Below are 22,354 nucleotides of genomic sequence, written 5' to 3' on the forward strand. Positions count from 1 at the left end.
GGACCCCCAGGGACCCCCATGACTCTCACCCAGCACGACATCGACCAGGAGATCGCGGCCGAGCACGCCGCGTACGAGAAGCGCCTCGCCGACGGCGGGCCCGTCGAGCACCACCCGCGCCGCGACTACGCCCCGTACCGCTCCTCGGTGCTGCGCCACCCGAAGCAGCCGCCGATCACCATCGACGTCACCAAGGACCCGGAGCTGGTGGAGCTGTCCTCCCCCGCCTTCGGGGAGCGGGACATCACCGAGATCGACAACGACCTGACCCGGCAGCACCACGGCGAGCCGATCGGCGAGCGCATCACCGTCTCCGGCCGGCTGCTGGACCGCGACGGCCGTCCGGTGCGCGGCCAGCTGGTCGAGATCTGGCAGGCGAACTCGGCGGGCCGCTACGCCCACCGGCGTGAGCAGCACGACGCCCCGCTCGACCCCAACTTCACCGGCGTGGGCCGCACCCTCACCGACGACGACGGCTTCTACCGCTTCACCACCATCCAGCCCGGCCCCTACCCGTGGCGCAACCATGTCAACGCCTGGCGCCCGGCCCACATCCACTTCTCCGTCTTCGGCACGGCGTTCACGCAGCGGCTCGTGACGCAGATGTACTTCCCGAACGACCCGCTGTTCCCGTACGACCCGATCCTGCAGTCCGTCACGGACGACGCCGCCCGGCAGCGGCTGGTCGCGACGTACGACCACAGCCTGTCCGTGCCGGAGTTCTCCCTCGGCTACCACTGGGACATCGTGCTCGACGGCCCGAACGCCACCTGGATGGAAGAAGGACGCTGACCCGCCATGACGAAGATCGACACGAGCGGCCCGGAGAACGCGCTGCCCACCCCGTCGCACACGGTCGGCCCGTTCTACGGGTACGCGCTGCCGTTCCGCGGCGGCGAGGACATCGCGCCGCTCGGGCATCCGGACACGGTCACCGTGCACGGGTACGTGTACGACGGCGGGGGCAGGCCGCTGCCGGACGCCCTGCTGGAACTGTGGGGGCCGGACCCGGAGGGCAACCTGCCGACGGCCGACGGTTCGATGCGGCGGGACCCGGCGAGTGGTGGCTTCCTCGGGCGCAACGGCGTGGAGTTCACCGGTTTCGGACGTATCCAGACCGACGCGGACGGCCACTGGTACGCGCGCACGCTGCGGCCCGGCGCGCGCGGGCGCAACGCCCCGTACATCAGCGTGTGCGTGTTCGCGCGCGGCCTGCTGGTGCACCTGTTCACCCGGATCTACCTGCCGGGCGACCAGGCCGCGCTGGCGGCGGACCCTCTGCTGTCCCGGCTCGACGCGGAGCGCCGCGGCACGCTGATCGCGGGCGACGAGGGCAACGGCACGTACCGTTTCGACATCCGCCTTCAGGGCGAAGGCGAGACGGTCTTCCTGGAGTTCCAGTGACATCGGCCGCAGCAGACGGTGGCCTGCTCGCCCCCGGATGGGCGGGCTCTCCCGCCGCGTCCGCGACGAGCGACAGTGCCTTCCTGCGGGCGTTGCTCGACGCGGAGGCCGCGCTGACCCGCGCCCAGGCCGCGCTGGGGCTGGCCCCCGCCGAGGCGGCGACGGCGATCACCGAGGCGGCCTCCGACACGGGCCGTTTCGACGTGCGCTCCCTCGCGGAGCGCGCCCGCGGCGGCGGGAACCCGGTGATCCCGCTGGTCGCGGACCTGACGCGGGCGGTCGGCGAGGAGTACGGCCCGTACGTCCACCGGGGAGCGACCAGCCAGGACATCATGGACACGGCGACGATGCTGGTCGCCGTCCGCACCCTGGACCCGGTGCTCGCCGACCTCGGGCGGACGGAGCGTGCGCTGGCCCGGCTCGCCGCGGGGCACCGTGACACGGTGATGCCGGGCCGGACGCTCACCCAGCACGCCGTGCCGACGACGTTCGGTCTGAAGGCGGCCGGCTGGCGGTCGCTGGTGCTCGACGCCCGGGACCGGGTGACGGCCGTCCGGGACGGTCTTCCCGCCCAACTCGGGGGCTCGGCCGGGACGTTGGCCGCCTTCACCGCGTACGGCGCCGACGACGCGACCGCGCTGCCGGTGGCCTACGCCCGGGAGCTCGGTCTTCAGGCCCCGCTGCTGCCCTGGCACACCCTGCGCACACCGATCGCCGATCTCGCCGGGTGCCTGGCGTTCGCGGCCGGGGCGCTGGGCAAGCTCGCGGCGGACGTGCTCGTGCTGTCCCGGACCGAGATCGCCGAGGTGGCGGAGGGCAGCGGCGGCGGTTCGTCCGCGATGCCGCACAAGGCGAATCCCGTACGGGCCACGCTGATCGCCGCCGCGGCGAGGCGGGCGCCGCAGCTCGCGGCGACGCTGTACGGCTCGCTGGCGGCGGAGGACGAGCGGCCGGCCGGGGCCTGGCACGCCGAGTGGGAGCCGCTGCGGGACCTGCTGCGGCTGGCCGGCGGGGCCGCCCGGGACGCCGCCGAACTCGCCGAGGGGGTGCGGGCGCACCCGGACACCATGCGCGACCACCTCGGCCTCACCCACGGGTTGATCGCCTCGGAGCGGCTGTCCGCCGAACTGGCGCCGGTGCTCGGCCGGACCCGCGCCAAGACGCTGCTGACGGAACTCACCCAGCGGGCGTGCGCCGAAGGGCGTGGCCTGGGGGAACTCCTCGCGGAGCAGCCCGAGTTGCAGGACATCGAACTCACCACCGACCCCGCCCGCTACACCGGCTCCGCCGGGGTCCTCACCGATCGTGCTCTGGAGCGACGTTGACCGGGAAACTCCTCAACCACCGCGTCGAAGGGCCCCCTTCCGCTCCCCCGCTGCTGCTCGGGCCGTCGTTGGGCACCTCGTACGCCCTGTGGGACAAGGTGGCGCCCGAGCTGTCGATCACGCACCGGGTGGTCCGCTGGGACCTGCCGGGGCACGGCGGCTCCGCGGCCGATCTGATCGGTCCCGGCGCGACCGTCGGCGACCTCGCGGGGCTGGTGCTCGCGCTCGCCGACACGCTCGGCATCGAGCGGTTCGCGTACGCGGGCGTGTCGCTGGGCGGGGCGGTCGGGCTGCATCTGGCCGTCCACCACCCGCAGCGGGTGTCGTCGCTGGCCGTGATCTGCTCGTCCGCGCACTTCAACGGGTCGCAGCCGTGGGAGGAGCGGGCCGCGCTGGTGCGGCGCGAGGGGCTGGCCTCCCTGGCCGAGAGCGCGAACGCCCGCTGGTTCACGCCCGGGTTCACCGTGCCGGAGCTGGTGGCCGACCACCGCGCGGCCGACCCGGACGCGTACGCCGCCTGCTGTGACGCGCTGGCCGCGTTCGACCTGCGGGACCGGCTCGCCGGCATCGGTGTGCCGACGCTGCTGGTCGCCGGCCGCGAGGATCCGGCGACCCCGCCCGCGCACCTGCGGGAGATCGCGGACGCGGTGCCGGGCGCCGCGCTCGTCGAGATCCCGGGCGCCTCGCACCTGGCACCCGCGCAGTGCCCCGAGGCGGTGCTCGCCGCGCTGCGACCGCACGTCGACGGGCCCGCCGGGCGGGGCATGGAGGTGCGGCGCGAGGTGCTCGGCGACGCGCACGTGGACCGGGCGCAGGCCGGGCAGACCCCGTTCACCGCCCGCTTCCAGGACTTCATCTCGCGCTACGCCTGGGGCGAGATCTGGACCGACCCGACGCTCAGCCGCCGCGAACGCAGCATGATCACACTGACGGCGCTGGTGGCGCACGGCCACTACGACGAGCTGGCCATGCATGTGCGGGCCGCGCGGCGCAACGGGCTCACGCCCGAGGAGATCGGCGCGGTGCTGCTGCAGACGGCCGTTTACTGCGGGGTGCCGGCGGCGAACTCGGCGTTCGCGGCGGCCCGGCGGGTGCTGGCCGAGGAGGACCGGGGCTGAGGGTGACCCTGCTGGTCGTAGCTCCGGCAGAGCCTCGCGGAGGTCCGTGCGCCGTGCCTACGGTGGGGGTATGTCCACCATCCTGATCACCGGTGCCACCTCGGGCCTCGGCCGGTACGTCGCCTTCGAACTGGTCCGCGCCGGGCACGTCGTCCTCGCCCACGGCCGTGACGCGGGCCGTACGGAGCGTCTGGTCGAGGAGCTGCGCACCGAGGGCGACGCCGAGGGGTTCGTCGCCGACCTGGCCTCCCTCGCGCAGGTGCGTCAGCTGGGCGCGCACGTCGCCGACGCGCACCCGGACCTCGACGTGCTGGTCAACAACGCGGGCGTGGGGTTCGGGCAGCCCGGTGCGGGCCGGGAGCTCAGCGCCGACGGGCACGAGCTGCGGCTGGCGGTGAACTACCTGACGCCCGTTGTGCTGACCCGGGCGCTGCTGCCGGTGCTGCGGGCGAACGCGCCCGCGCGGATCGTCAACGTCGGATCGGCCGGCCAGGAGCCCCTCGACTTCGACGACCCGGAACTCAGCCGCGGCTACCGCGGCGTGTCGGCGTACTGCCGCAGCAAGTTCGCGCTGGCCGCGCACACCTTCGCCCTCGCCGGGGAGCTGGAGGGCACCGGGGTCTCGGTGAACGTGCTGCACCCCGCGACCTACATGGACACCGGGATGGTCCGCGAGGCGGACGTGAACCCGTGGAACACGGTCGCCGACGGCGCGCCGGGCGTCCTCGCCCTGGCCACCCGGGACCTGGGCACGGGCCGCTACTTCGACGGCACCCGCCCGGCCCGGGCGCACGAGGCGGCGTACGACCCGGGCGTACGCGAGCGGCTGGCTGCGGTCACCGATCAGCTGCTGAACGTGTGACCGGTGACCTACCGCAGGCCCGCTCCCGTCTCCAGCTCCGCGTGTGCCATCGCCACCAGGCCGTCCGCGCCGCACGAACGCGCCAGGTCCAGGCCCCGGTTGAGCTCGGTCACCGAGCGGGAGACGATGCCGTGCTCGATGCGGGCGGCCGCGTGTTCGTACTGGCAGGGCGAGGCCTCCAGGTACGTGACGGCTTGGGCGGCGAGGCGGACCGCGCGCTGGCCGGTCTCCAGGGCGGCGGCGCAGCGCAGGGCCTCGCCGATGGCGGTGTCCGTGCCGAAGCGCTCGGCCCGCCGGCGGACGTCGACGGCGAGCTGGGCGGCGCGGGCCGGGTCCTCGGTGGCGAGGGCGCGGGCGAGGTCGGCCGCCCAGGGCACGAGCACCGGGTTGTGGTGGCCGCGTACGGCCGCCGCCTTCCCCGCGGCCTCCAGTTCGTTGATGCCGTCCTTGGTGCGGCCGACGGCAAGGAGCAGCCGGCCGCGTACCGCCCGCGGGTCCGGCAGCACTATGGTCGACGGGTAGGGCGGGGCGAAACCGCACCGTTCGGCGACGTCCCAGGCCTCGTCGACATGACCGCGGGCGAGCAGCGTGTCCACGAGATTGCAGGTCACGTTCCAGTACAGGGGCAGTCCGCGGCCGACACGCTCGGCGAGGGGCAGCGCTTCGCGCAGGGACAGTTCCGCGTCCTTCAGACGACCGCGCCTGCGGTGGGCGACGCCGACGTAGGCGCGTGCGAGGGCGAGATGCCCGCCGCTCCAGCCGGCGATCTCGTAGGCCCGCACGGCGTCGTGGTAGAGGCTTTCGGCGCGGTCGAGGCGGTCGGTGTAGGCGTACGCGGAGGAGAGCATCAGCAGCAGTTCGATGCCCCACTCACTGTCGGTCCACCCGAGTCCGGGGGCGAGGCGGCCGCTCACGAGGGTGCGGTCGCACAGCTCGACGATCTCCTCGGCGTTCTCCCCGTGCGTCAGGGCGTCGAAGGCGCGCAGGATGAGCAGCGCGCGTTCGGAGTTGTCCCGGCCGGTGCAGTTCCGGGCATGGTCGGCCAGGCGCTGGGAGCGGCCCGGTGAGCCGGCCTCGCCGGCGTGGATGCCCTCCCACATGATGTGCACGGCCTCCAGCCGCATCCGGGCGGGCCCGGGTTCGAGCCGGGCCGCCTCCGCCTCGACCATGCGGACGGCCTCCTCCAGCTGGTCGTTGTGGACCAGCGCCTGGGAGAGGCGGACGACGGCGTCCACCCGGTCGGCGCCGTCGAGTCCGGGCATGCCGAGAGCGGTCCGCAGGTGGCCGATCGACCTGTCGGGCACGGTCAGGAGGGCGGCGCAGCCCAGTTCGTACAGGACGTGCGCGTGGACGTCGGGTGCGGGCGGTTCCTCCAGGGCGCGCTCCAGGCAGCGGCGGGCGGCGTCCGGGGCGCCGACGGCGAGGTGTTCACGCGCGGCCTCGCGCAGCTGGTCGACGAGTTCCTCGTCGGCGTCCGGGTGGACTTCGAGGAGGTGCCGGGCGGCGACCGATGCGGGGTGGCCGGAGTCGGTGACGACGCGGGCGGCGATGCCGTGCATCGCGGTGCGCAGGGCGTCGGGGATGGAGTTGTAGACGGCGGTGGCGATCAGCGGGTGGACGAACTCCAGATCGCCGTCGCCGGCCCCGCCGGCCGCGGGATCGGGTGCGGCCAGAATGCGGGCATTGCACAGCAGTTCGGCACAGCGGACGGCCTGGTCGGGCTTCATGGTGGCGAGTTTGGCCACCAGGTCGATGGAGATGCCGGTGCCGAGGATGGCGGCCGCCCACGCGAACCGGGTGGCGTCTATACCGAGTTGCTCCAGGCGGGCGACGAGACCGCCGCCGCGGGCCGAGCGGTTCAGCTCGCGCAGTTCCCGGGCCCGCGCCTCGACCGGTTCCACCTCGCTGTCCTGCACCTTGGCGAGGAGTTCCACGGTGTCGTACGGGTTGCCGGCGGTGACGGCCCACACTTCGCGGCAGAACGCGGCATCCGCGTGTTCACCCAGTGTGGCGCGGGTGAGTCCGGCCGTCGCGTCCGGGGTCAGGGCGCTCAGGGTGGCGACGGGGCGGTTCGACGCGGCGGCGACCGCGTCCAGGTGGCGGGCGCCCGCGCCGCTGATGTCACCGGGCCGGCGGGCCACCACGAGCAGCACGGAAAGGTCGCCCAGGCGCTCGGCGAACGCGGCGAGCCAGTGCAGGGTCTCCTGGTCGGCCCAGTGGGCGTCGTCGATCAGCAGCACCAGCGGCCACTCACGCAGCGCGAGCCGGGTCACGGCGGCGACCAGGCCGTGGCACACGCTCTGCGGATCGGCGTGCCGGTCGCCGGGGTCCGCGATGCCGAGGGCGGGGCCGGCGATGTCGTACCAGTCGCCGAGGTAGTCGCGCGCCTCCTCGGGCAGCATCGACACCAGCGCCGGCTGCAGCAACTGCCGTACCACGTTGAAGGGGACGGAGCGCAGGGTCTCGCCGCCGCGGGCCGACCACACGGTGCAGCCGCGGGCCTCGGCGATGCGGCGGGCCTCGGCCAGCAAGGCGGTCTTGCCGAGGCCGGCCTCGCCGCGGAACACCAGCAGGCCGCCGGACGACTGGTGGTCCGCACACAGGGTGTCGACCGCCTGTGTGAGGGCGGCGACTTCCTCGTCGCGCTCCCACAGGGAAGCCGAGGCGGCGGCCATGGGCCGTACCTCTGTCATCCCGCTCCCTCCCCAAGTCGCCGGAACGACGTACAGACCTTGAGCGTAGTCCTCCGGCTGCCTCGACGGAGGAGGGCCGGGGCAGCTGTTGCCGTGACGGGTGACACGAAGGGCGGACGGGCGACGCACCGGGCCCGTCACCAGCGGCCGCGCACGTCAACGACGGTCAAGAATCCGTCTTTTGCGGCCTGTTGTCCTAGTTCCGTGCGGGGTGCGCGGCCCGTCACCGAAGACGACGCGGCTTCTCTCATCCCGCTTTCACCGACGCCTCATACGGTGGGGGCATGACGCAGGAGACTCCTCCCGGGTGGTACCCCGACCCCGGGCAGACAAGTGACGGGCCCGCCACCGAACGCTGGTGGGACGGCAGGGCGTGGACGGACCGGATCCGTCCCGCGGAGCCGGCCGCCGCATGGGGTCCCCCGGCGCGGCAGCCGGACGCCGGGGCCCCCGCGGCGTATCCGGCCTATCCGGCCTATCCGGCCTATCCCGCCGCTTCGGAGGCCGGGCCGCGGCGCGGGGTGCGTACGGGGATCGCCGTGGCGGTGGCCGCCGTGGTCCTCGCGAGCGTCGGCGTCGGCGTGTACGCGCTCACCGGCGGCGACGGCGGGGGCGGCAGCTCCGCCACCTCGCAGGGGCCGGGGGGTCAGGGCGGCCAGGGCGGGCCGTTCGGCGGCCCGGGCGGAAACGGTGGCTCGGGCGGGTCCGGTGGGTCCGGCGGGCAGAGTCCGTCGCCGGACGGGTCCGAGCCGCCGAGGATCGAGAGCGGGTCGGTGACCGACACGGTCAGCGGGATCAGCCTGCCCATCCCCGAGGGCTGGTACGGCCAGGAGCTCACCGTCGGCGCGCAGGTGACGTCCGAGGACTCCTACAAGTGCCCCGGCGACACCTCCGCCACCTGCACCAAGGGCGGGGCGTACTCGGCGCCGGCGCCGGCGCTGGGCACGAAGGGCAGCACCGCGGAGGAGGTCGCGAAGGCGGACATCTCCGCGAACGCCGAGGAGTCCTACGGCGGCAGGAGCTACGGCGCGATCACCTCCCACGAGGTGCTGGCCTCCGAGGCGGTGACGGTGGCCGGGCAGAAGGGCTATCTGGTCCGCTGGAAGGCCGTCACCAGCAAGGGCGCCGACGGCTACGTCGAGTCGCTCGCCTTCCCCTCCCCCGCCGACCCGAAGCGGATCGTGGTCGTCCGCTTCGGGGTCGACGCCGACCAGCGGCAGTCCGTCATCGACGACATCACCAAGGGCATCAAGGTGTCGACGGGCGGCGGCAACGGGCAGGACGTCTGACGGGCCCCGACGAGTGAGCCGGCCGGGCGGGGCGCCCCTCCGCTCAAGAGGAACCCCGCCCGGCCGGGGGTGCGCGCCGCCCCCGTCCCCACGGTGCGGCGCGGACAGGCCACCGCCCAGTCATCCCGTGGACGGCGGCCTGGGTATCAGGTGACGCCGAGCACCGGCAGCACGGCGGCCTCCACGAAACGGACCAGGTAGTCCGGGTCGGCGTCCTCGCCCTCCAGGACGGGACGGGCGCGCAGGACGCCGAAGATCTGCGCCGGGATGTACTCCAGCGCCGGGTGGCCGGCGGGCACCTCCCCGCGTTCGACGCCGCGCCGCAGGATCTCCTTCAGCGCGGCGAGCTCCGGCTCGACGAGCGCCTCGCGCAACGCGCACCGGAGCTCCGCGTCCTGTGTGACGGCATGCCCCAGCGCCTGGAGCAGCTTGGTGTCCCGGCCCGACCACTCGCCCGCGGCCCGCGCGGCCAGGCGCAGGTCCTCGGCGAGCGATCCGGTGTCGATACCGCCGAAGCGCTCCCGCCGGTTCGAGCGCAGCGCCGCCGCCACGAACTGGGGCTTCGTCCTCCACTGCCGGTACAGCGTGGACTTGCTGCAGCGGGTGCTGGCGGCGATCCCCTCCATGGTGACGGCGTCGTAGCCGCACTCGCGGATCTGCTCGAGCGCGGCGTCGAAGAACTCCTGCTCACGCTCGGGCGTGATCTTGGAGCGGCGCGAGGCGCCGACCGGCTCCGGTCGGTCCGCGGCCTGCGACGTCATGGGCGGTGCTCCTCGCTCGGGTCGGCGGTCACGTCGTCTGCCACCAGTGTGTCGCATGTCAATCGATACGCCAGTGTACCGGGACGCATCCGTATCGGTACACTGGCGTATCGATACTGAATCGTATCGATGACGCATACACCGAGGACGCACGCACCGAGGACGCCCACATCGATGACACACGCACCACCGTCAGTGAAGGGGCCGGGGGATGAATGCCCGCACCGAGCCTGAACCGGCGGAGCCCGACGCGACAGCGCGGCCACCGCTCGTCCGGGAGCTCCTGCTCGTCGCAGGACTCTTCCTCGTCTACAAGTTCGGCCGGCAGCTGGCGACGGGCCACACCGGCGAGGCCTTCCGCAACGCGCACCGCGTGTGGGACCTGGAACGAGCGGTTCACCTGCCCGGCGAGGGTGCGGTGCAGTCCCTGCTGCTGCACGGCGACGCCCTGGTGCACCTCGCGAACACCTACTACGCGACCGTCCACTTCCCGGCCACCGCGGCCTTCCTCGTCTGGCTCTGGCTGCGGCGCCCGGCGCACTACGTGTGGGCGCGCCGGGTGCTGGCCGCGCTCACCGCGGCCGCGCTGGTGCTGCACCTGGCGTTCCCGCTGGCCCCGCCGCGCATGCCGGCGGCGACCGGCCTGGTGGACACGGCACGGGTGTACGGGCCGTCGGTGTACGGGCCGCCCGGCACCGACCAGTTGTCTAACCAGTTCGCGGCGATGCCGTCGCTGCACTTCGGCTGGGCCCTGATGGTGGCGGTCGGCCTGGTCGTCGCGACGCGGTCGCGGTGGCGGTGGCTGTGGCTGCTGCATCCGCTGCTGACGCTGCTGGTGATCGTGGGCACGGCGAACCACTACTGGCTCGACGCGCTCGTGGCGACGGCCCTGCTCGGCCTCGCGCTCGCGGTGGTCCACCTGCCGCACCGGACGGCGACCACGGCGGGCCGCGCGCAGGACGAGCTCGCACCGGCACAGGACGGGCCCCAACCGGCACAAGACAGGCTCGTTCCGGCACCGGACAAGCTGCTACCGGCACAGGACAAGCTCGTACCGGCACAGGACAGTGCCGCGGGTGAGGTGCTGGCGAGGGCGGGCCGATGAGCGCCGTCCTGATCGCCGTCGTCCTGTCGCTGGTCTCCGCCGTCGCCTACGCGGCCGCGGCCGTCGCCCAGGAACGGCTGGCCTCCCGGAGCCCCGGTACGGGTGCGCTGCGGCTGCTGGGCAGCGGCGCGTGGTGGTGGTCGGTGGCGCTGAACGCGTCGGCGGCGCTGCTGCACGTCGTGGCGCTGAAGTACGGTCCGCTGACCGTGGTCCAGCCGCTCGGCGCGCTCACACTGGTCGCGGCGGTGCCGCTCGGGGCGCGGATCGCGGGGCGGCGGGTGAGCGCGGTGGAATGGCGGGGCACCGCCCTGACCCTGCTCGGGCTCGCCGCGATCCTGGTCACGGCCTCCGGGACCGCTCCGGACGATGTGCTGAGCGTGCCCGAGGCGCTCGCGGTCGCGGGCGCCACGGCGGCTGTGATCGGCACGCTGTCGTGGCCGGGCGCCCGCCCGGGCCTGCGGCACGCGACCGCGTCCGGGATCGCCTCCGGGGTGGCCTCGGCGCTCACGCAGACCGTGACGGTGGCCGTGACGGACCGGTCCGGGCCGCTGCTCAGCGCGCAGGTGATCGGGGTGGCGCTGCTGGTGTCGGTGTTCGCGGCCGGCGGGCTGCTGCTGTCCCAGACGGCCTACCGGGGCGGCCTGGGCGCGCCGCTCGCGGTGGTGACCCTGGTGAACCCGGTGGCCGCCGCGGTGATCGGGCTGTCGCTGCTCGGTGAGCGGCTGCAGGGCGGCCCCGCGGGGATCCTGCTCGCGCTGGCGGGCGCGGGGCTCGCCTCCTGGGGGGTGGTGCTGCTGAGCCGGGCGGCACCCCACGCCGGCGACGGGGACGACGACCACCCGGTGGCCGCCGTCCTGGCGCTGGAGCCGGGCTCGGCCGCTCCCGAACCGGCCCTGGTGCCCCGGCCGTCCAGGCCGGGGCACCTCACGACCGCTACTCGGTGAGGATCGCCGGGTCGCTCACACCCGGACGCCCGTTCTCGACGTGGCCCGCGAACCGCCGCAGGAACGCCGGATCGGCCTCGGAGGTGACGGTCAGGTCGTACCAGCGGCGGCTCGCCGCGAGGTCGACCGTGCGCCGCACCGTGGCGCCGGGGCGCACCGTGACCGTAGAGGCCGGACCGCCGTAGCCGTTCGCCAGCTTCAGCCGCACGGTGCCGGAGCCCTGGTTGGTGAAGGTCAGCACGACGTCGTCGCCGCTGTGCCGGGCGGTGACCTCCGGCCCGGCGGCCTTGTGGCCGCCCTTGAAGACCCGCACGAAGCCGTTCGGGCCGTGCACGGTCAGGTCGTACGAGCCCTTCGAGTACGCCGGGTTCCAGGTGTCCGCGACGGTCCTGCCGGCCTCGGTGGTGTACATCCAGGGGCCGTCGGTGCGGTTGCCGGACGTGACGTGGAAGGCGGCGCCGGCCTTCGCCCCGGAGGCGAAGGTGAGCGTGAACCGGCCGGCCGCAGCGTCCACCGAACCGTCCACGTACGGCGCGTACTTCAGCGGCCGGGCCCGGCGCAGGCCGCGTTCCTGCCGGGGCATGCGCGGGTCCGCCGGCGGGGTGGGGCGGTAGTCGGGGTGGCGTTCGCGGTCCCGCGGCTCGTACGCGTCGGTGTCCGGCAGGCCGGCCGGCCGCGCGTCCCTGCGGGAGAAGTCGAACGCGGAGGTCAGGTCACCGCAGATCGCCCGGCGCCACGGTGAGATGTTCGGCTCGCGCACCCCGAAGCGGCGCTCCATGAACCGCAGGATCGAGGTGTGGTCGAAGGTCTCGGAGCAGACGTACCCGCCCTTGGACCACGGCGAGACGACCAGCATCGGCACCCGGGGCCCGAGGCCGTACGCGCCGGCCGGGCGCTTGCCGTCGCCCAGGTAGAGGTCGAGCAGGACGTCGACCGTCGACCTGCCCTGCGCGTCGGACCGCGGCGGCAGCGGCGGCACCACGTGGTCGAAGAAGCCGTCGTTCTCGTCGTAGGTGATGAACAGGGCCGTCTTCGCCCAGACCTCCGGGTCGGAGGTGAGGGCATCGAGGACCTGGGCGATGTACCAGGCGCCGTAGTTCGAGGGCCAGTTGGAGTGCTCGGAGAAGGCCTCGGGGGCGGCGATCCAGGAGATCTGCGGCAGCGTGCCGGCCTTCACGTCGGCGCGCAGCCGGTCGAAGTAGCCGTCGCCGTTCTTGACGTCGGTGCCGGTGCGGGCCTTGTCGTACAGCGGGTCGCCGGGCTCGGCGCTGCGGTAGCTGTTGAAGTACAGCAGCGAGTTGTCGCCGTAGTTGCCGCGGTAGGCGTCCTCGATCCAGCCCCAGGAGCCCTTCGCGTCGAGGCCGTCGCCGATGTCCTGGTAGATCCTCCAGGAGATCCCGGCCTTCTCCAGGCGCTCGGGGTAGGTCGTCCAGCCGTAGCCGAGTTCGTCGTTGCCGAGGACCGGGCCGCCGCCCGTGCCGTCGTTGCCCGTGTGGCCCGTCCACATGTAGTAGCGGTTGGGGTCGGTGGAGCCGATGAACGAGCAGTGGTAGGCGTCGCAGACGGTGAAGGCGTCGGCGAGCGCGTAGTGGAAGGGGATGTCCTCGCGGGTCAGATACGCCATGGTGGTGGTGCCCTTCGCGGGCAGCCACTGGTCGTACTTGCCGCCGTGGTAGGCCTGCTGCCCGTCGGTCCAGCCGTGCGGCAGGCCCTCCAGGAACTGCATGCCGAGGTCGTCGGCGTCGGGGTGGAAGGGCAGGACCTCCTTGCCGTCGGCGGTCCGCTGGTGCCAGATCGGCTTGCCGTTCTCCAGCGTGACCGGACGCGGGTCGCCGAAGCCGCGGACGCCTCTCAGCTTGCCGAAGTAGTGGTCGAAGGAGCGGTTCTCCTGCATCAGGACGACGATGTGCTCGACGTCCTCGATCGACCCCGTGCGGTGGTTGGCCGGGAGCGCGGCGGCGCGCTCGATGCTGGCGGACAGCGCGCTGAACGCCGCGGTGGCACCCGCGAGTTGGAGGAAGCGGCGCCGGTTGACTTCGGGCATGGGTGAGGGACCTCTCGTCCTGTCGGCGGGAACTGGCCGCAGCGTGACCGCATGTGCGCGGATGGAGTGTTCCAAGAGCACCAAACGTCAGGGAAGGCTCTGGTGGCGCTCATGCGAAGGTCATCGGTACGTGTGGTGGGCCGGACGTTCCGGCGCCCGTTCCGGGCCGCGGCCAGTGCGGCTCGCGGTTCGGGCGGCAGGCTGTCAATCTTTTCGACTGGAAGGTCACACGCTGCCGAAGCAGGCCGGAACCCCGGCCGCGGGCTGGGCGCGGTCCGCCTCGCGAAAGGCCGGACGGCCACGTTCTGGGTCGCGCGGCGAGTGGACGGGTGCCCCGCAGCCAGGCCAGCGCCTGACCAGCCTTTTTACGGAAGTTCTTCCGCCTGACAGAAGCCGCCTTGCCGAGCTGCCGCAAGCATCACGACCCTGGGTCCACCACGGCACGCGGGGCGACGGCGCCCCGCGCTTCAGGGACGGGAACGCCATGCCTCACATGACCGCCTTCGCCAGGAACCAGTGGTACGTCGCCGCCTACAGCCACGAGGTCGGCCGCGAGCTGCTCGGCCGGACGATCCTCGGTGAGCCGCTCGTGCTCTACCGCACCGAGGAGGACGGGACGCCGGTCGTGCTGAACGACCGCTGTGTGCACCGCCGTTACCCGCTGTCCGAGGCCCCGACCCGCCTGGACGGCGACCGGATCGTGTGCGGATACCACGGGTTCACGTACGACACGACCGGCACCTGCGTGTACGTGCCGGGGCAGAAACGCATCCCGCGCACCGCCCGCGTCGCCTCCTACCCGGTGGTCGAGCAGGACTCGCTGATCTGGGTGTGGATCGGCGACCCGGCGCTCGCCGACCCGCAGGCCATTCCGCGCGCCCGGCACCTGGACTCCACGGGCTGGGTGACCGTCCGCGGCATGGAGCCCATCGACTGCGACTACGGTCTCCTCGTCGACAACCTCCTCGACCTGTCCCACGAGACGTATCTGCACGGCGGCTACATCGGCACCCCCGAGGTCGCCGAGACGCCGATCACCACCGAGGTCGACGAGGGCGCCGGCATCGTACGGGTGAGCCGGCACATGGACGACGCCGAGTGCCCGCCCTTCTACGCCAGGTCCACCGGCATCCAGGGGCGGATCACCCGCTGGCAGGACATCGAGTACCACGCGCCCTGCCTGTACCTGCTGCACAGCCGAATCGCCCCGGTCGGCGTGCTGCCCGAGCCGGACGGCAGCGACCCGAACGGCTTCCACACCGAGATCACGTACTGCATCACGCCGTCCGCCGAGGGCAAGGTGTACGACTTCTGGGCAGTCTCGCGGGACTGGGCGACGGACGACACCGAGGTCACCGAGTTCCTGCGGAGCAACAACCACACGGTCGTCATGCAGGACGTCACCGCGCTCAACCTGCTGCAGCGCACGCTCGGCACCGAGCGCACCGGATACCAGGAGCTGAGCATCAACATCGACACCGGCGGCCTGGCCGCCCGCCGCATCCTCGCCCGGCTGGTCGAGGAGGGCGCCAAGCCCGTGGAGAAGGTCCAGTGACGTCATCCCCCTCCTTCACGACCGGCGAGATCTACCGCATCGACTGGCTGCCGGGCACCGACGTGCTGCACGGCACCTGCCACTGCGGCCGTGAGCACACCGCCCAGGACCCGGTGGAGATGTGGGAGTGGATGCTCGCCCACCCGCAGGGCCACGAGCCGCGCCCCGAGCCGCGGGGAAACGGCTCATGAGGGCGTACGAAGCCGAACTCGTCGTCACGCGCCGGGAGTTCGCGGCCGAGGGCGTACTCGCCCTCACCCTGCGCCACCCGCTGGGCGAGGACCTGCCGGACTGGAAGCCCGGCGCCCACATCGACGTCGTGCTCGGCCCGGAGCTGGAGCGGCAGTACTCGCTGTGCGGCGACCCGGCGGACCGGTCGGCCTGGCGGATCGCGGTGCTGCGGGAGCCGGACGGGCGCGGTGGATCGGCGTACGTGCACGAGCAGTTGGGCCAGGGCGGCAAGGTCCGGGTGCGCGGTCCGCGCAACCACTTCCGGCTGGAGCCCGCCGCCCGCTACCGCTTCGTCGCGGGCGGCATCGGCATCACCCCGATCCTGCCGATGCTGGCGGCGGCCGAGGCGGCGGGCGCCGAGTGGACGCTGCTGTACGGCGGGCGCACCCGCCGGTCGATGGCGTTCACCGGGGAGCTGGGCCGGTACGGGGACCGGGTGACGCTCGCCCCCGCGGACGAGACCGGGCTGCTGGACCTCGGCTCGGTGCTGGACGACGTCCCGGACGGCACGCTCGTGTACTGCTGCGGTCCCGGGCCGCTGCTCGACGCGGTCGAGGAGCGGTGCCCGCCGGGCGTGCTGCACGTCGAGCGGTTCCAGCCGAAGGAGCAACCCACCGGCACGGACACCGCCGTGGACACCGAGTTCGAGGTCGAGCTCGCGCGCAGCGGCAGGACCGTCACCGTCGCACCGGACGTCTCCGTCCTGGATGCCGTGCGGGCGGCCGGTGTCGAGGTGCTGTACTCCTGCACCGAGGGCACCTGCGGCACGTGCGAGACGGACGTCCTCCAGGGCGATCCGGACCACCGGGACTCGGTGCTCACGCAGGAGGAGCGGGACTCGGGGGAGACGATGATGATCTGTGTGTCCCGGTGCCTGGGGAAGCGGCTCGTGCTGGACCTGTGATCCTCAAACCGGGCCCGTGGCCCTCAGGCCGGACCCGTGGCCCTCAGACCGGACCGTGATCCTCAGGTCCGCTTCGATCCGCGCCACGGTCGCCAGCAGGTGCGGCAGCAGATCGCGGCGGACGGACTCCACGCAGGTGCGGCCGGCGTGCACGGCGATGTTCACCCCGGCCACCACCTCGCCGTCCCGGTCCCGGACCGGGGCGGCGACCGAGCGCAGCCCCTCCTCCAGCTCCTGGTCGACCAGGGCGTACCCCTGGCGGCGGACCCGGTCCAGTTCGGCCCGCAGCGCGCGTGCCGAGACGATCGTGTGCGGGGTCAGCGGGCGCAGTTCGGTGCGGGCGAGCCGGGCCTCGACCTCCTCGTCCGGCAGATGGGCGAGCACGACCCGGCCGACGGAGGTGACGTACGCCGGGAAGCGGGTGCCGACCGTGATGGACACGGTCATGATCCGGCGGGTCGGGACGCGGGCGACGTACACGATGTCGTCGCCGTCCAGGACGCACAGCGACGACGACTCCCCCACCTGCCCGACCAAGTGCTCCAGGTGCGGCTCGGCGATCTCCGGCAGCGTGCAGCCGGCGAGGTAGGAGTAGCCGAGCTCCAGCACGCGCGGGGTGAGGCGGAAGAGCCGGCCGTCGGTGTGGACGTAGCCGAGGTCGGCGAGCGTGAGCAGGAAGCGGCGGGCGGCGGCCCGGGTCAGTTCGCAGGAGCGCGCGACCTCGCTGAGCGTCAGCGCCGGATGGTCCGCGTCGAAGGCGCGGATGACCGCGAGGCCCCGCTCGAGGACCGGACGAAGTGCGGTGCGCGAACGGCGTCGGCCATCGTGACCTCCGGGAGGACGTACGAACGTACGCGCTGCGCACGCTATGAGCGCGCCCGAGGCACTGTCAACGACCGTGATGTTCAACTGCCCCGTGTGGTACGGGCATTGACCATGTGTCGGGCCGGGCTCTACGTTCCCGCTGAGCACATGCGTGCTGTCCGCGCACAGCTGTCGGAGTCCCGGGAACGATCCCCAAGGGAGTCGGAGTCATGCGTCGTCGTCTGCTCATCGGCCTCACGGCCGTGTCCGTCCTGGCCGCCGCGACGGCCTGCGGCTCGTCCGACGGCGGTGGCGCCCCGGGCTCGAACGCCTCGTCCGGCGGCACCACCACGGTCACGGTGGGGATCATCCCCATCGTCGATGTCGCGCCCCTCTACCTGGGCCAGGAGAAGGGCTTCTTCAGCAAGCGCGGTCTGAAGCTGAACATGAAACCGGCGCAGGGCGGTGCCGCGATCGTGCCGGGCGTGGTCAGCGGCCAGTTCCAGTTCGGGTTCTCCAACATGACCTCGCTGATGATCGCCCAGACCAACGACGTGCCCGTGAAGGCGGTCGCCAACGGCATCGCCTCGACGGGGGTGGCGGGTAAGGACTTCGGCGCCATCACCGTCAAACAGGACAGCCCCGTGAAGTCCCCGAAGGACCTGGAGGGCAAGAAGGTCGCCGTCAACACGCTGAAGAACGTCAACGAGACGGCGGTGCGCGCGTCGGTGCGCAAGGCGGGCGGCGACCCCGACAAGGTGAAGCTGGTCGAGCTCGCCTTCGACCAGATGCCCGCCGCCCTCGACAGCGGGCAGGTCGACGCCGCCATGGTGGTCGAACCCGCCCTCGCCACCATCAAGAGCCAGGGCGGCCGCGAGATCGCCTCCGCGCTGGTGGACGTCGCCCCGAACCTCACCGTCGCCATGTACTTCACGTCCACGCGGTACGCGCAGCAGAACCCGGACGTGGTGAAGAGGTTCCAGGAGGCCACCGCCGAATCCCTGGCGTACGCCGACGCCCACCCGGACGAGGCACGCCAGGCCATCACCACGTACACCAAGATCCCGGCCCCGGTTCTGGAGAAGGTGACTCTGCCGAAGTGGCCCGCCGAACCCGACCGGGCGGGCATCGAGACGCTGATGAAACTCGGCGAGCAGGACGGCCTGTTCACGAAGACGCCCGACCTGGACGCGCTGCTGCCGTGAGGGGCGAGAGCGCCGTCCTCGGTGCGGCCGGACTCGCGGGATTCCTCGCCCTGGGCGAAGCGGTGCCGCGGCTCGGCCTGGTCGAGGAGGACTACTTCCCGCCGGCCAGCCGCATCGCCGACGCGCTGGCCGGTGAACTCGCCGACGGCGCCTTCTGGACGGCGCTCGGCGACACCCTCACCGGCTGGGCGCTCGGCCTGGCGATCGCGGTGGGCGCGGGCGTCGTCGCGGGCGTGCTGATCTCCGTCGTGCCGTACCTGCGGCAGGCGACGGCCTCCACGATCGAGTTCCTGCGGCCCATCCCGTCGGTCGCGCTGATCCCGCTGGCCGTGCTGCTGTACGGCACTCAGCTGCGGTCGGTGCTGCTGCTGGTCGTGTACGCCGCGTTCTGGCAGGTGCTCATCCAGGTCCTGTACGGCGTGCGGGACGTCGACCCGGTCGCGGAGGAGACGGCACGGTCGTACGGCCTCGGCACCTGGGCCCGCGTCCGGCACGTGCTATGGCCGACGGCGCTGCCGTACGTCATGACCGGGGTGCGGCTGGCGGCGGCCGTGGCGCTGATCCTCGCCGTGACCGCCGAACTCGTCATCGGCGCCCCGGGGTTGGGGGCCCGTATCGCGGTCGCGCAGACCTCGCAGGCGGTGCCGGAGATGTACGCGCTGATCGTCGTCACCGGCGTGCTCGGGCTGCTGATCAACGTCGGTGCCCGGTCGGTGGAACGGCGGGCGCTGGCCTGGCACCAGTCCGTGCGCGGGGAGGTGGCGGTGTGAGGGGCGTCCTGCTGCGGCTGTGCTTCGTGCTCGCCCTGCCCGCCGCGCTGCTGGCGCTCTGGTGGGCGGCGTCCGACAGCAGCACGAACGTGTACTGGCCGCCCCTGCGGACCATCCTCACCACCTTCCCGGACGTGTGGACGGGCGCACGGCTGCGCGGGGACGTGCTGCCGAGCGTGCTGCGTCTCGCGGCGGGCTACGCCCTCGCGGCCGTCGCCGGGATCGCGCTGGGCACGGTCATCGGCTCCCACCGGCGGGTGCGGGCCGTGTGCGAGCCGGTGCTGGAGTTCCTGCGGGCGGTGCCGCCTCCCGTGCTGGTGCCGGTCATCATGCTGTTCGCGGGCATCGGCGACACGATGAAGATCCGTGGTGATCGCCGCCGGCTGCGTGTGGCCGGTCCTGCTCAACACGGTCGAGGGTGTACGGGCGGTCGACCCGGTCATGGCCGAGACGGCCCGCTCCTACGGCATCACGGGCGCCGCGCGCCTGAAGGACGTGGTGCTGCGCTCGGCGAGCCCGCAGATCTTCGCGGGCCTGCGGCAGGCCCTGTCGATCGGGATCATCCTCATGGTGATCAGCGAGATGTTCGCGGCCAGCAACGGACTGGGCTTCACCATCGTCCAGTTCCAGCGGTCCTTCGCGATCCCCGGCATGTGGACCGGGATCCTCGTCCTCGGCCTGCTCGGCTTCGTCCTCTCGGTCCTCTTCCAGCTGGTCGAACGCCGCGCGCTGGGCTGGTACCACGGCCTGCGCGCCGCCACCCGGCGGTCCCGGTGAAGCTCGTGAAAGGGCGGTCCATGCTTGACGTACGCGGCCTGAAGAAGGTCTACGAGGGATCCGGGCGCCGGACCGAGGCGGTGCGCGACCTGACCTTCACCGTCGAGGCCGGTGAACTGGTCTGCCTCGTCGGCCCCTCGGGCTGCGGCAAGACGACCCTGCTGAAGTGCGTGGGCGGGCTGCTCGCGCCGACGGGGGGTGAAGTGACGCTGGCGGGGCGGCGGGTGGACGGGCCGCCGCCCGGGACGGCGTTCGTCTTCCAGGAGTACGGGCGCAGCCTGTTCCCGTGGATGCGGGTCGCGGCCAACGTCGAACTGCCGCTGAAGCAGAAGGGGTTGACGAAGGCCCGGCGCCGGGAGCTGGTCGCGGACGCGCTGGAGTCGGTGGGCCTCGCGGACGCCGCAGGGGCGTATCCGTGGCAGCTGTCGGGCGGCATGCAGCAGCGGGTGGCCATCGCCCGGGCACTGGCGTACGAGCCCGAGGTGCTGCTGATGGACGAGCCGTTCGCGGCCGTGGACGCCCAGACCCGCGCCGACCTGGAGGACCTGGTCCGCAGGCTGTGGCGCGAGCGCGGCATCACCATCCTGTTCGTCACCCACGACATCGACGAGGCCGTGTACCTCGGCGAGCGCGTGATCGTGCTGTCCGCCTCTCCCACCGTCGTCCAGGAACAGCTCAAGGTCGACCTCCCGGACGACCGGGACCAGTTGCACACGCGCGTGGCCCCGCGCTTCGCCGAACTGCGCACCCATGTGTACGCGCAGATCCAGGCGGCCAAGCGCGGGGCCACGGCCGTGAAGACGGACACGCCGCCGTCCGGCTAGCGGGCGGCCCACAGCCCCCTGACGTGCCCGAGGTGCCGGGTCATCACCGCCCGTACGGCGTCCTCGTCGCGGGCGAGGAGCGCGTCGAGGAGTTCGAGGTGCTCCTCGGCGGAGGCCTGAAGGTGTCCCGCCTCGGCCAACGCGGTCAGCCCGTACAGCCGGGAGCGGCGCCTGAGGTCCCGTACGACCTCGACGAGATGGGCGTTGCCTGCGAGGGCCAGCAGTCCCAGGTGGAAGCGCTGGTCGGCCTCGACGTACGCGATGAGGTCGCCGGACGCGGCGGAGGTGACGATCTCCTCGGCGATGGGGCGCAGCGTCTCGAGGGCGGCCGGGTCGGCGGTGGCCGCCAGGCCCGCCGTCGTCGGGATCTCGATGAGGGACCGGATGTGGGTGTACTCGTCGAGCTGTTCGTCGGAGACGGCGGTGACCCGGAAGCCCTTGTTGGGCACGGTGTCGACCAGGCCCTCCTTGGCGAGGTCGAGCATGGCCTCGCGCACCGGGGTGGCGGAGACGCCGAAGCGGGCGGCGAGGCCGGGCGCCGAGTACACCTCGCCGGGGCGCAGTTCGCCGGCGATCAGCGCGGCCCGCAGCGCGTCCGCGACCCGCTCCCGGTAGCTGGGCTTGCGGCCGCCGAGGACGGGCAGGGCGGGGCTGTGCTGCGGGGGCATGACGGTCGTCCTCCTTCAGCCGCCACCCTGATGGCGGCGATTGCATACAGTGTGCTGTCGTCCGCCTACAGTACGAAGCCGGCCGGGAAGGGGTCCTCGGGATCCAGCAGGTACTGGGCGGTGCCCGTGATCCAGGCCCGGCCGGTGAAGCTGGGCAACACGGCCGGGATGCCCGCCACCTCAGTGGTGCCGAGTAGACGGCCGGTGAAGTGCGTCCCGATGAAGGACTCGTTCAGGAACTCGGTGTGCAGCGGGAGTTCACCGCGCGCGTGCAGCTGCGCCATGCGCGCGCTGGTGCCCGTGCCGCAGGGCGAGCGGTCGAACCAGCCGGGGTGGATGGCCATCGCGTGCCGCGAGTGGCGGGCGGTGGAGCCGGGTGCGGCCAGGTAGACGTGGTGGCAGCCGTGGATGGACGGGTCCTCCGGGTGGACCGGCTCGTCCTCGGCGTTGATCGCGTCCATCAGCGCCAGGCCCGCCTTGAGGATGTCGTCCTTGCGGGACCGGTCGAAGGGCAGGCCGAACCGCTCCAGGGGCAGGATGGCGTAGAAGTTGCCGCCGAAGGCGAGGTCGTACGTCACCGTCCGCCCGTCGGCGAGGGTCGCCTTGCGGTCGAGGCCGACCGCGAAGGACGGCACGTTGTGGAGGGTGACGGCCTTGGCGGCGCCGCCCTCCACCGCGACCTCGGCGACGACGACTCCGGCCGGGGTGTCCAGGCGGATGGTGGTGACCGGCTCGACGACCTCGACCATGCCGGTCTCCACCAGCACGGTCGCCACGCCGATGGTGCCGTGCCCGCACATCGGCAGATAGCCGGAGACCTCGATGTAGACGACGCCCCAGTCGCAGTCGGGCCGGGTCGGCGGCTGGAGGATCGCGCCGCTCATGGCGGCGTGCCCGCGCGGCTCGTTCATCAGCAACTGCTTGACGTGGTCGCGGTGTTCGCGGAAGTACAGCCGCTTGTCGTTCATCGTGGCGCCGGGCACGGTGCCGATGCCGCCGGTGATCACGCGGGTCGGCATGCCCTCGGTGTGCGAGTCGACGGCGTGCAGGACGAGCTTGCTGCGCATGTGT

Annotated in this window: 19 protein-coding genes and 2 pseudogenes; 15 read left to right on the top strand and 6 right to left on the bottom strand. The window is 72.9% G+C overall.

The genetic code is table 11. The annotated features are described in order from the left end of the window. Positions 1 to 18: 18 nt before the first annotated feature. The 5 genes from pcaH (at position 19) to ACYVMZ_RS07630 (ending at position 4,709) form a co-directional block, all read left to right on the top strand. Entirely contained in the window at positions 19 to 792 is a 774-nt protein-coding gene (gene pcaH / locus ACYVMZ_RS07610) for a protocatechuate 3,4-dioxygenase subunit beta (RefSeq protein ID WP_461076876.1), read from the top strand. A gap of 6 nt (positions 793 to 798) precedes the next feature. Beyond that, entirely contained in the window at positions 799 to 1,404 is a 606-nt protein-coding gene (gene pcaG / locus ACYVMZ_RS07615) for a protocatechuate 3,4-dioxygenase subunit alpha (protein ID WP_461076878.1), read from the top strand. After that, positions 1,401 to 2,729, top strand: a complete 1,329-nt coding sequence (gene pcaB / locus ACYVMZ_RS07620; protein WP_461076880.1) for a 3-carboxy-cis,cis-muconate cycloisomerase — start codon at positions 1,401 to 1,403, stop codon at positions 2,727 to 2,729. The genes pcaG and pcaB overlap by 4 nt, the downstream gene beginning before the upstream one ends. After that, the gene (gene pcaDC, locus ACYVMZ_RS07625) at positions 2,726 to 3,847 is read left to right on the top strand and encodes a bifunctional 3-oxoadipate enol-lactonase/4-carboxymuconolactone decarboxylase PcaDC (protein WP_461076882.1); all 1,122 of its coding nucleotides are present in this window, start codon (positions 2,726 to 2,728) and stop codon (positions 3,845 to 3,847) included. Before pcaB ends, pcaDC begins: the two co-directional genes overlap by 4 nt. A gap of 70 nt (positions 3,848 to 3,917) precedes the next feature. After that, on the top strand, positions 3,918 to 4,709 hold the full coding sequence (locus tag ACYVMZ_RS07630) for an SDR family NAD(P)-dependent oxidoreductase (RefSeq protein WP_461076884.1): 792 nt from the start codon (positions 3,918 to 3,920) through the stop codon (positions 4,707 to 4,709). A gap of 8 nt (positions 4,710 to 4,717) precedes the next feature. On the opposite strand, the gene ACYVMZ_RS07635 is transcribed toward ACYVMZ_RS07630, so the two are convergent. Then, positions 4,718 to 7,402 carry an ATP-binding protein gene (locus tag ACYVMZ_RS07635; protein ID WP_461076886.1) on the bottom strand — a complete coding sequence of 895 codons (2,685 nt, stop codon included), beginning with the start codon at positions 7,400 to 7,402 and terminating at the stop codon, positions 4,718 to 4,720. A 284-nt stretch (positions 7,403 to 7,686) separates the two neighbouring features. Here ACYVMZ_RS07635 and ACYVMZ_RS07640 point away from each other — a divergent pair, with 284 nt between their 5' ends. Next, positions 7,687 to 8,691 (top strand): DUF2510 domain-containing protein, encoded by a 1,005-nt coding sequence (locus ACYVMZ_RS07640; protein WP_461076888.1) that lies wholly within the window; start codon positions 7,687 to 7,689, stop codon positions 8,689 to 8,691. 146 nt (positions 8,692 to 8,837) lie between these two features. Here the strand turns inward: ACYVMZ_RS07640 and ACYVMZ_RS07645 are convergent, their stop codons facing one another. After that, positions 8,838 to 9,452 (bottom strand): TetR/AcrR family transcriptional regulator, encoded by a 615-nt coding sequence (locus tag ACYVMZ_RS07645; protein ID WP_461076890.1) that lies wholly within the window; start codon positions 9,450 to 9,452, stop codon positions 8,838 to 8,840. 211 nt (positions 9,453 to 9,663) lie between these two features. Here ACYVMZ_RS07645 and ACYVMZ_RS07650 point away from each other — a divergent pair, with 211 nt between their 5' ends. Then, a complete protein-coding gene (locus ACYVMZ_RS07650; protein ID WP_461076892.1) occupies positions 9,664 to 10,557 on the top strand; it encodes a phosphatase PAP2 family protein in 894 nt (297 codons plus the stop codon). Next, positions 10,554 to 11,501 (top strand): DMT family protein, encoded by a 948-nt coding sequence (locus ACYVMZ_RS07655; protein ID WP_461076894.1) that lies wholly within the window; start codon positions 10,554 to 10,556, stop codon positions 11,499 to 11,501. Before ACYVMZ_RS07650 ends, ACYVMZ_RS07655 begins: the two co-directional genes overlap by 4 nt. On the opposite strand, the gene ACYVMZ_RS07660 is transcribed toward ACYVMZ_RS07655, so the two are convergent. After that, on the bottom strand, positions 11,491 to 13,545 hold the full coding sequence (locus ACYVMZ_RS07660; protein ID WP_461076896.1) for a phosphocholine-specific phospholipase C: 2,055 nt from the start codon (positions 13,543 to 13,545) through the stop codon (positions 11,491 to 11,493). The two genes, ACYVMZ_RS07655 and ACYVMZ_RS07660, sit on opposite strands and share 11 nt — an antisense overlap. A 484-nt stretch (positions 13,546 to 14,029) precedes the next feature. Between ACYVMZ_RS07660 and ACYVMZ_RS07665 the strand changes: the two genes are divergently transcribed. Genes ACYVMZ_RS07665 through ACYVMZ_RS07675 form a run of 3 tightly spaced genes read left to right on the top strand, consistent with a single transcriptional unit; the run spans position 14,030 to position 16,235 of the window. After that, positions 14,030 to 15,100, top strand: coding sequence for an aromatic ring-hydroxylating dioxygenase subunit alpha (locus ACYVMZ_RS07665; RefSeq protein WP_461076898.1), 1,071 nt, complete (start codon positions 14,030 to 14,032; stop codon positions 15,098 to 15,100). After that, the gene (locus tag ACYVMZ_RS07670; RefSeq protein ID WP_461076900.1) at positions 15,097 to 15,291 is read left to right on the top strand and encodes a hypothetical protein; all 195 of its coding nucleotides are present in this window, start codon (positions 15,097 to 15,099) and stop codon (positions 15,289 to 15,291) included. The genes ACYVMZ_RS07665 and ACYVMZ_RS07670 overlap by 4 nt, the downstream gene beginning before the upstream one ends. Beyond that, on the top strand, positions 15,288 to 16,235 hold the full coding sequence (locus tag ACYVMZ_RS07675) for a PDR/VanB family oxidoreductase (RefSeq protein WP_461076902.1): 948 nt from the start codon (positions 15,288 to 15,290) through the stop codon (positions 16,233 to 16,235). Before ACYVMZ_RS07670 ends, ACYVMZ_RS07675 begins: the two co-directional genes overlap by 4 nt. Here the strand turns inward: ACYVMZ_RS07675 and ACYVMZ_RS07680 are convergent. Further along, positions 16,150 to 17,059 (bottom strand): annotated as a pseudogene (locus ACYVMZ_RS07680) (IclR family transcriptional regulator domain-containing protein). The gene ACYVMZ_RS07675 and the pseudogene ACYVMZ_RS07680 sit on opposite strands and share 86 nt — an antisense overlap. Positions 17,060 to 17,269: 210 nt before the next feature. Between ACYVMZ_RS07680 and ACYVMZ_RS07685 the strand changes: the two are divergent. The 4 genes and pseudogenes from ACYVMZ_RS07685 (at position 17,270) to ACYVMZ_RS07700 (ending at position 20,615) form a co-directional block, all read left to right on the top strand. Further along, positions 17,270 to 18,244: an ABC transporter substrate-binding protein gene (locus ACYVMZ_RS07685; protein ID WP_461076904.1), complete on the top strand. Its 975-nt coding sequence runs from the start codon at positions 17,270 to 17,272 to the stop codon at positions 18,242 to 18,244. Further along, positions 18,241 to 19,014, top strand: coding sequence for an ABC transporter permease (locus ACYVMZ_RS07690; protein WP_461076906.1), 774 nt, complete (start codon positions 18,241 to 18,243; stop codon positions 19,012 to 19,014). Before ACYVMZ_RS07685 ends, ACYVMZ_RS07690 begins: the two co-directional genes overlap by 4 nt. Continuing rightward, positions 19,011 to 19,791, top strand: a pseudogene (locus ACYVMZ_RS07695) (ABC transporter permease). The gene ACYVMZ_RS07690 and the pseudogene ACYVMZ_RS07695 overlap by 4 nt, the downstream one beginning before the upstream one ends. Before the next feature lie 20 nt (positions 19,792 to 19,811). Beyond that, positions 19,812 to 20,615, top strand: a complete 804-nt coding sequence (locus ACYVMZ_RS07700) for an ABC transporter ATP-binding protein (protein WP_461076908.1) — start codon at positions 19,812 to 19,814, stop codon at positions 20,613 to 20,615. Here ACYVMZ_RS07700 and ACYVMZ_RS07705 read toward each other — a convergent pair. Together ACYVMZ_RS07705 and ACYVMZ_RS07710 are read right to left on the bottom strand one after the other, a co-directional pair. Next, positions 20,612 to 21,283: a GntR family transcriptional regulator gene (locus ACYVMZ_RS07705; RefSeq protein ID WP_461076910.1), complete on the bottom strand. Its 672-nt coding sequence runs from the start codon at positions 21,281 to 21,283 to the stop codon at positions 20,612 to 20,614. The two genes, ACYVMZ_RS07700 and ACYVMZ_RS07705, sit on opposite strands and share 4 nt — an antisense overlap. 65 nt (positions 21,284 to 21,348) lie before the next feature. Then, positions 21,349 to 22,350: a proline racemase family protein gene (locus ACYVMZ_RS07710; RefSeq protein ID WP_461076912.1), complete on the bottom strand. Its 1,002-nt coding sequence runs from the start codon at positions 22,348 to 22,350 to the stop codon at positions 21,349 to 21,351. Between the last annotated feature and the right edge of the window lie 4 nt (positions 22,351 to 22,354).

This window comes from Streptomyces deserti (assembly GCF_054782695.1).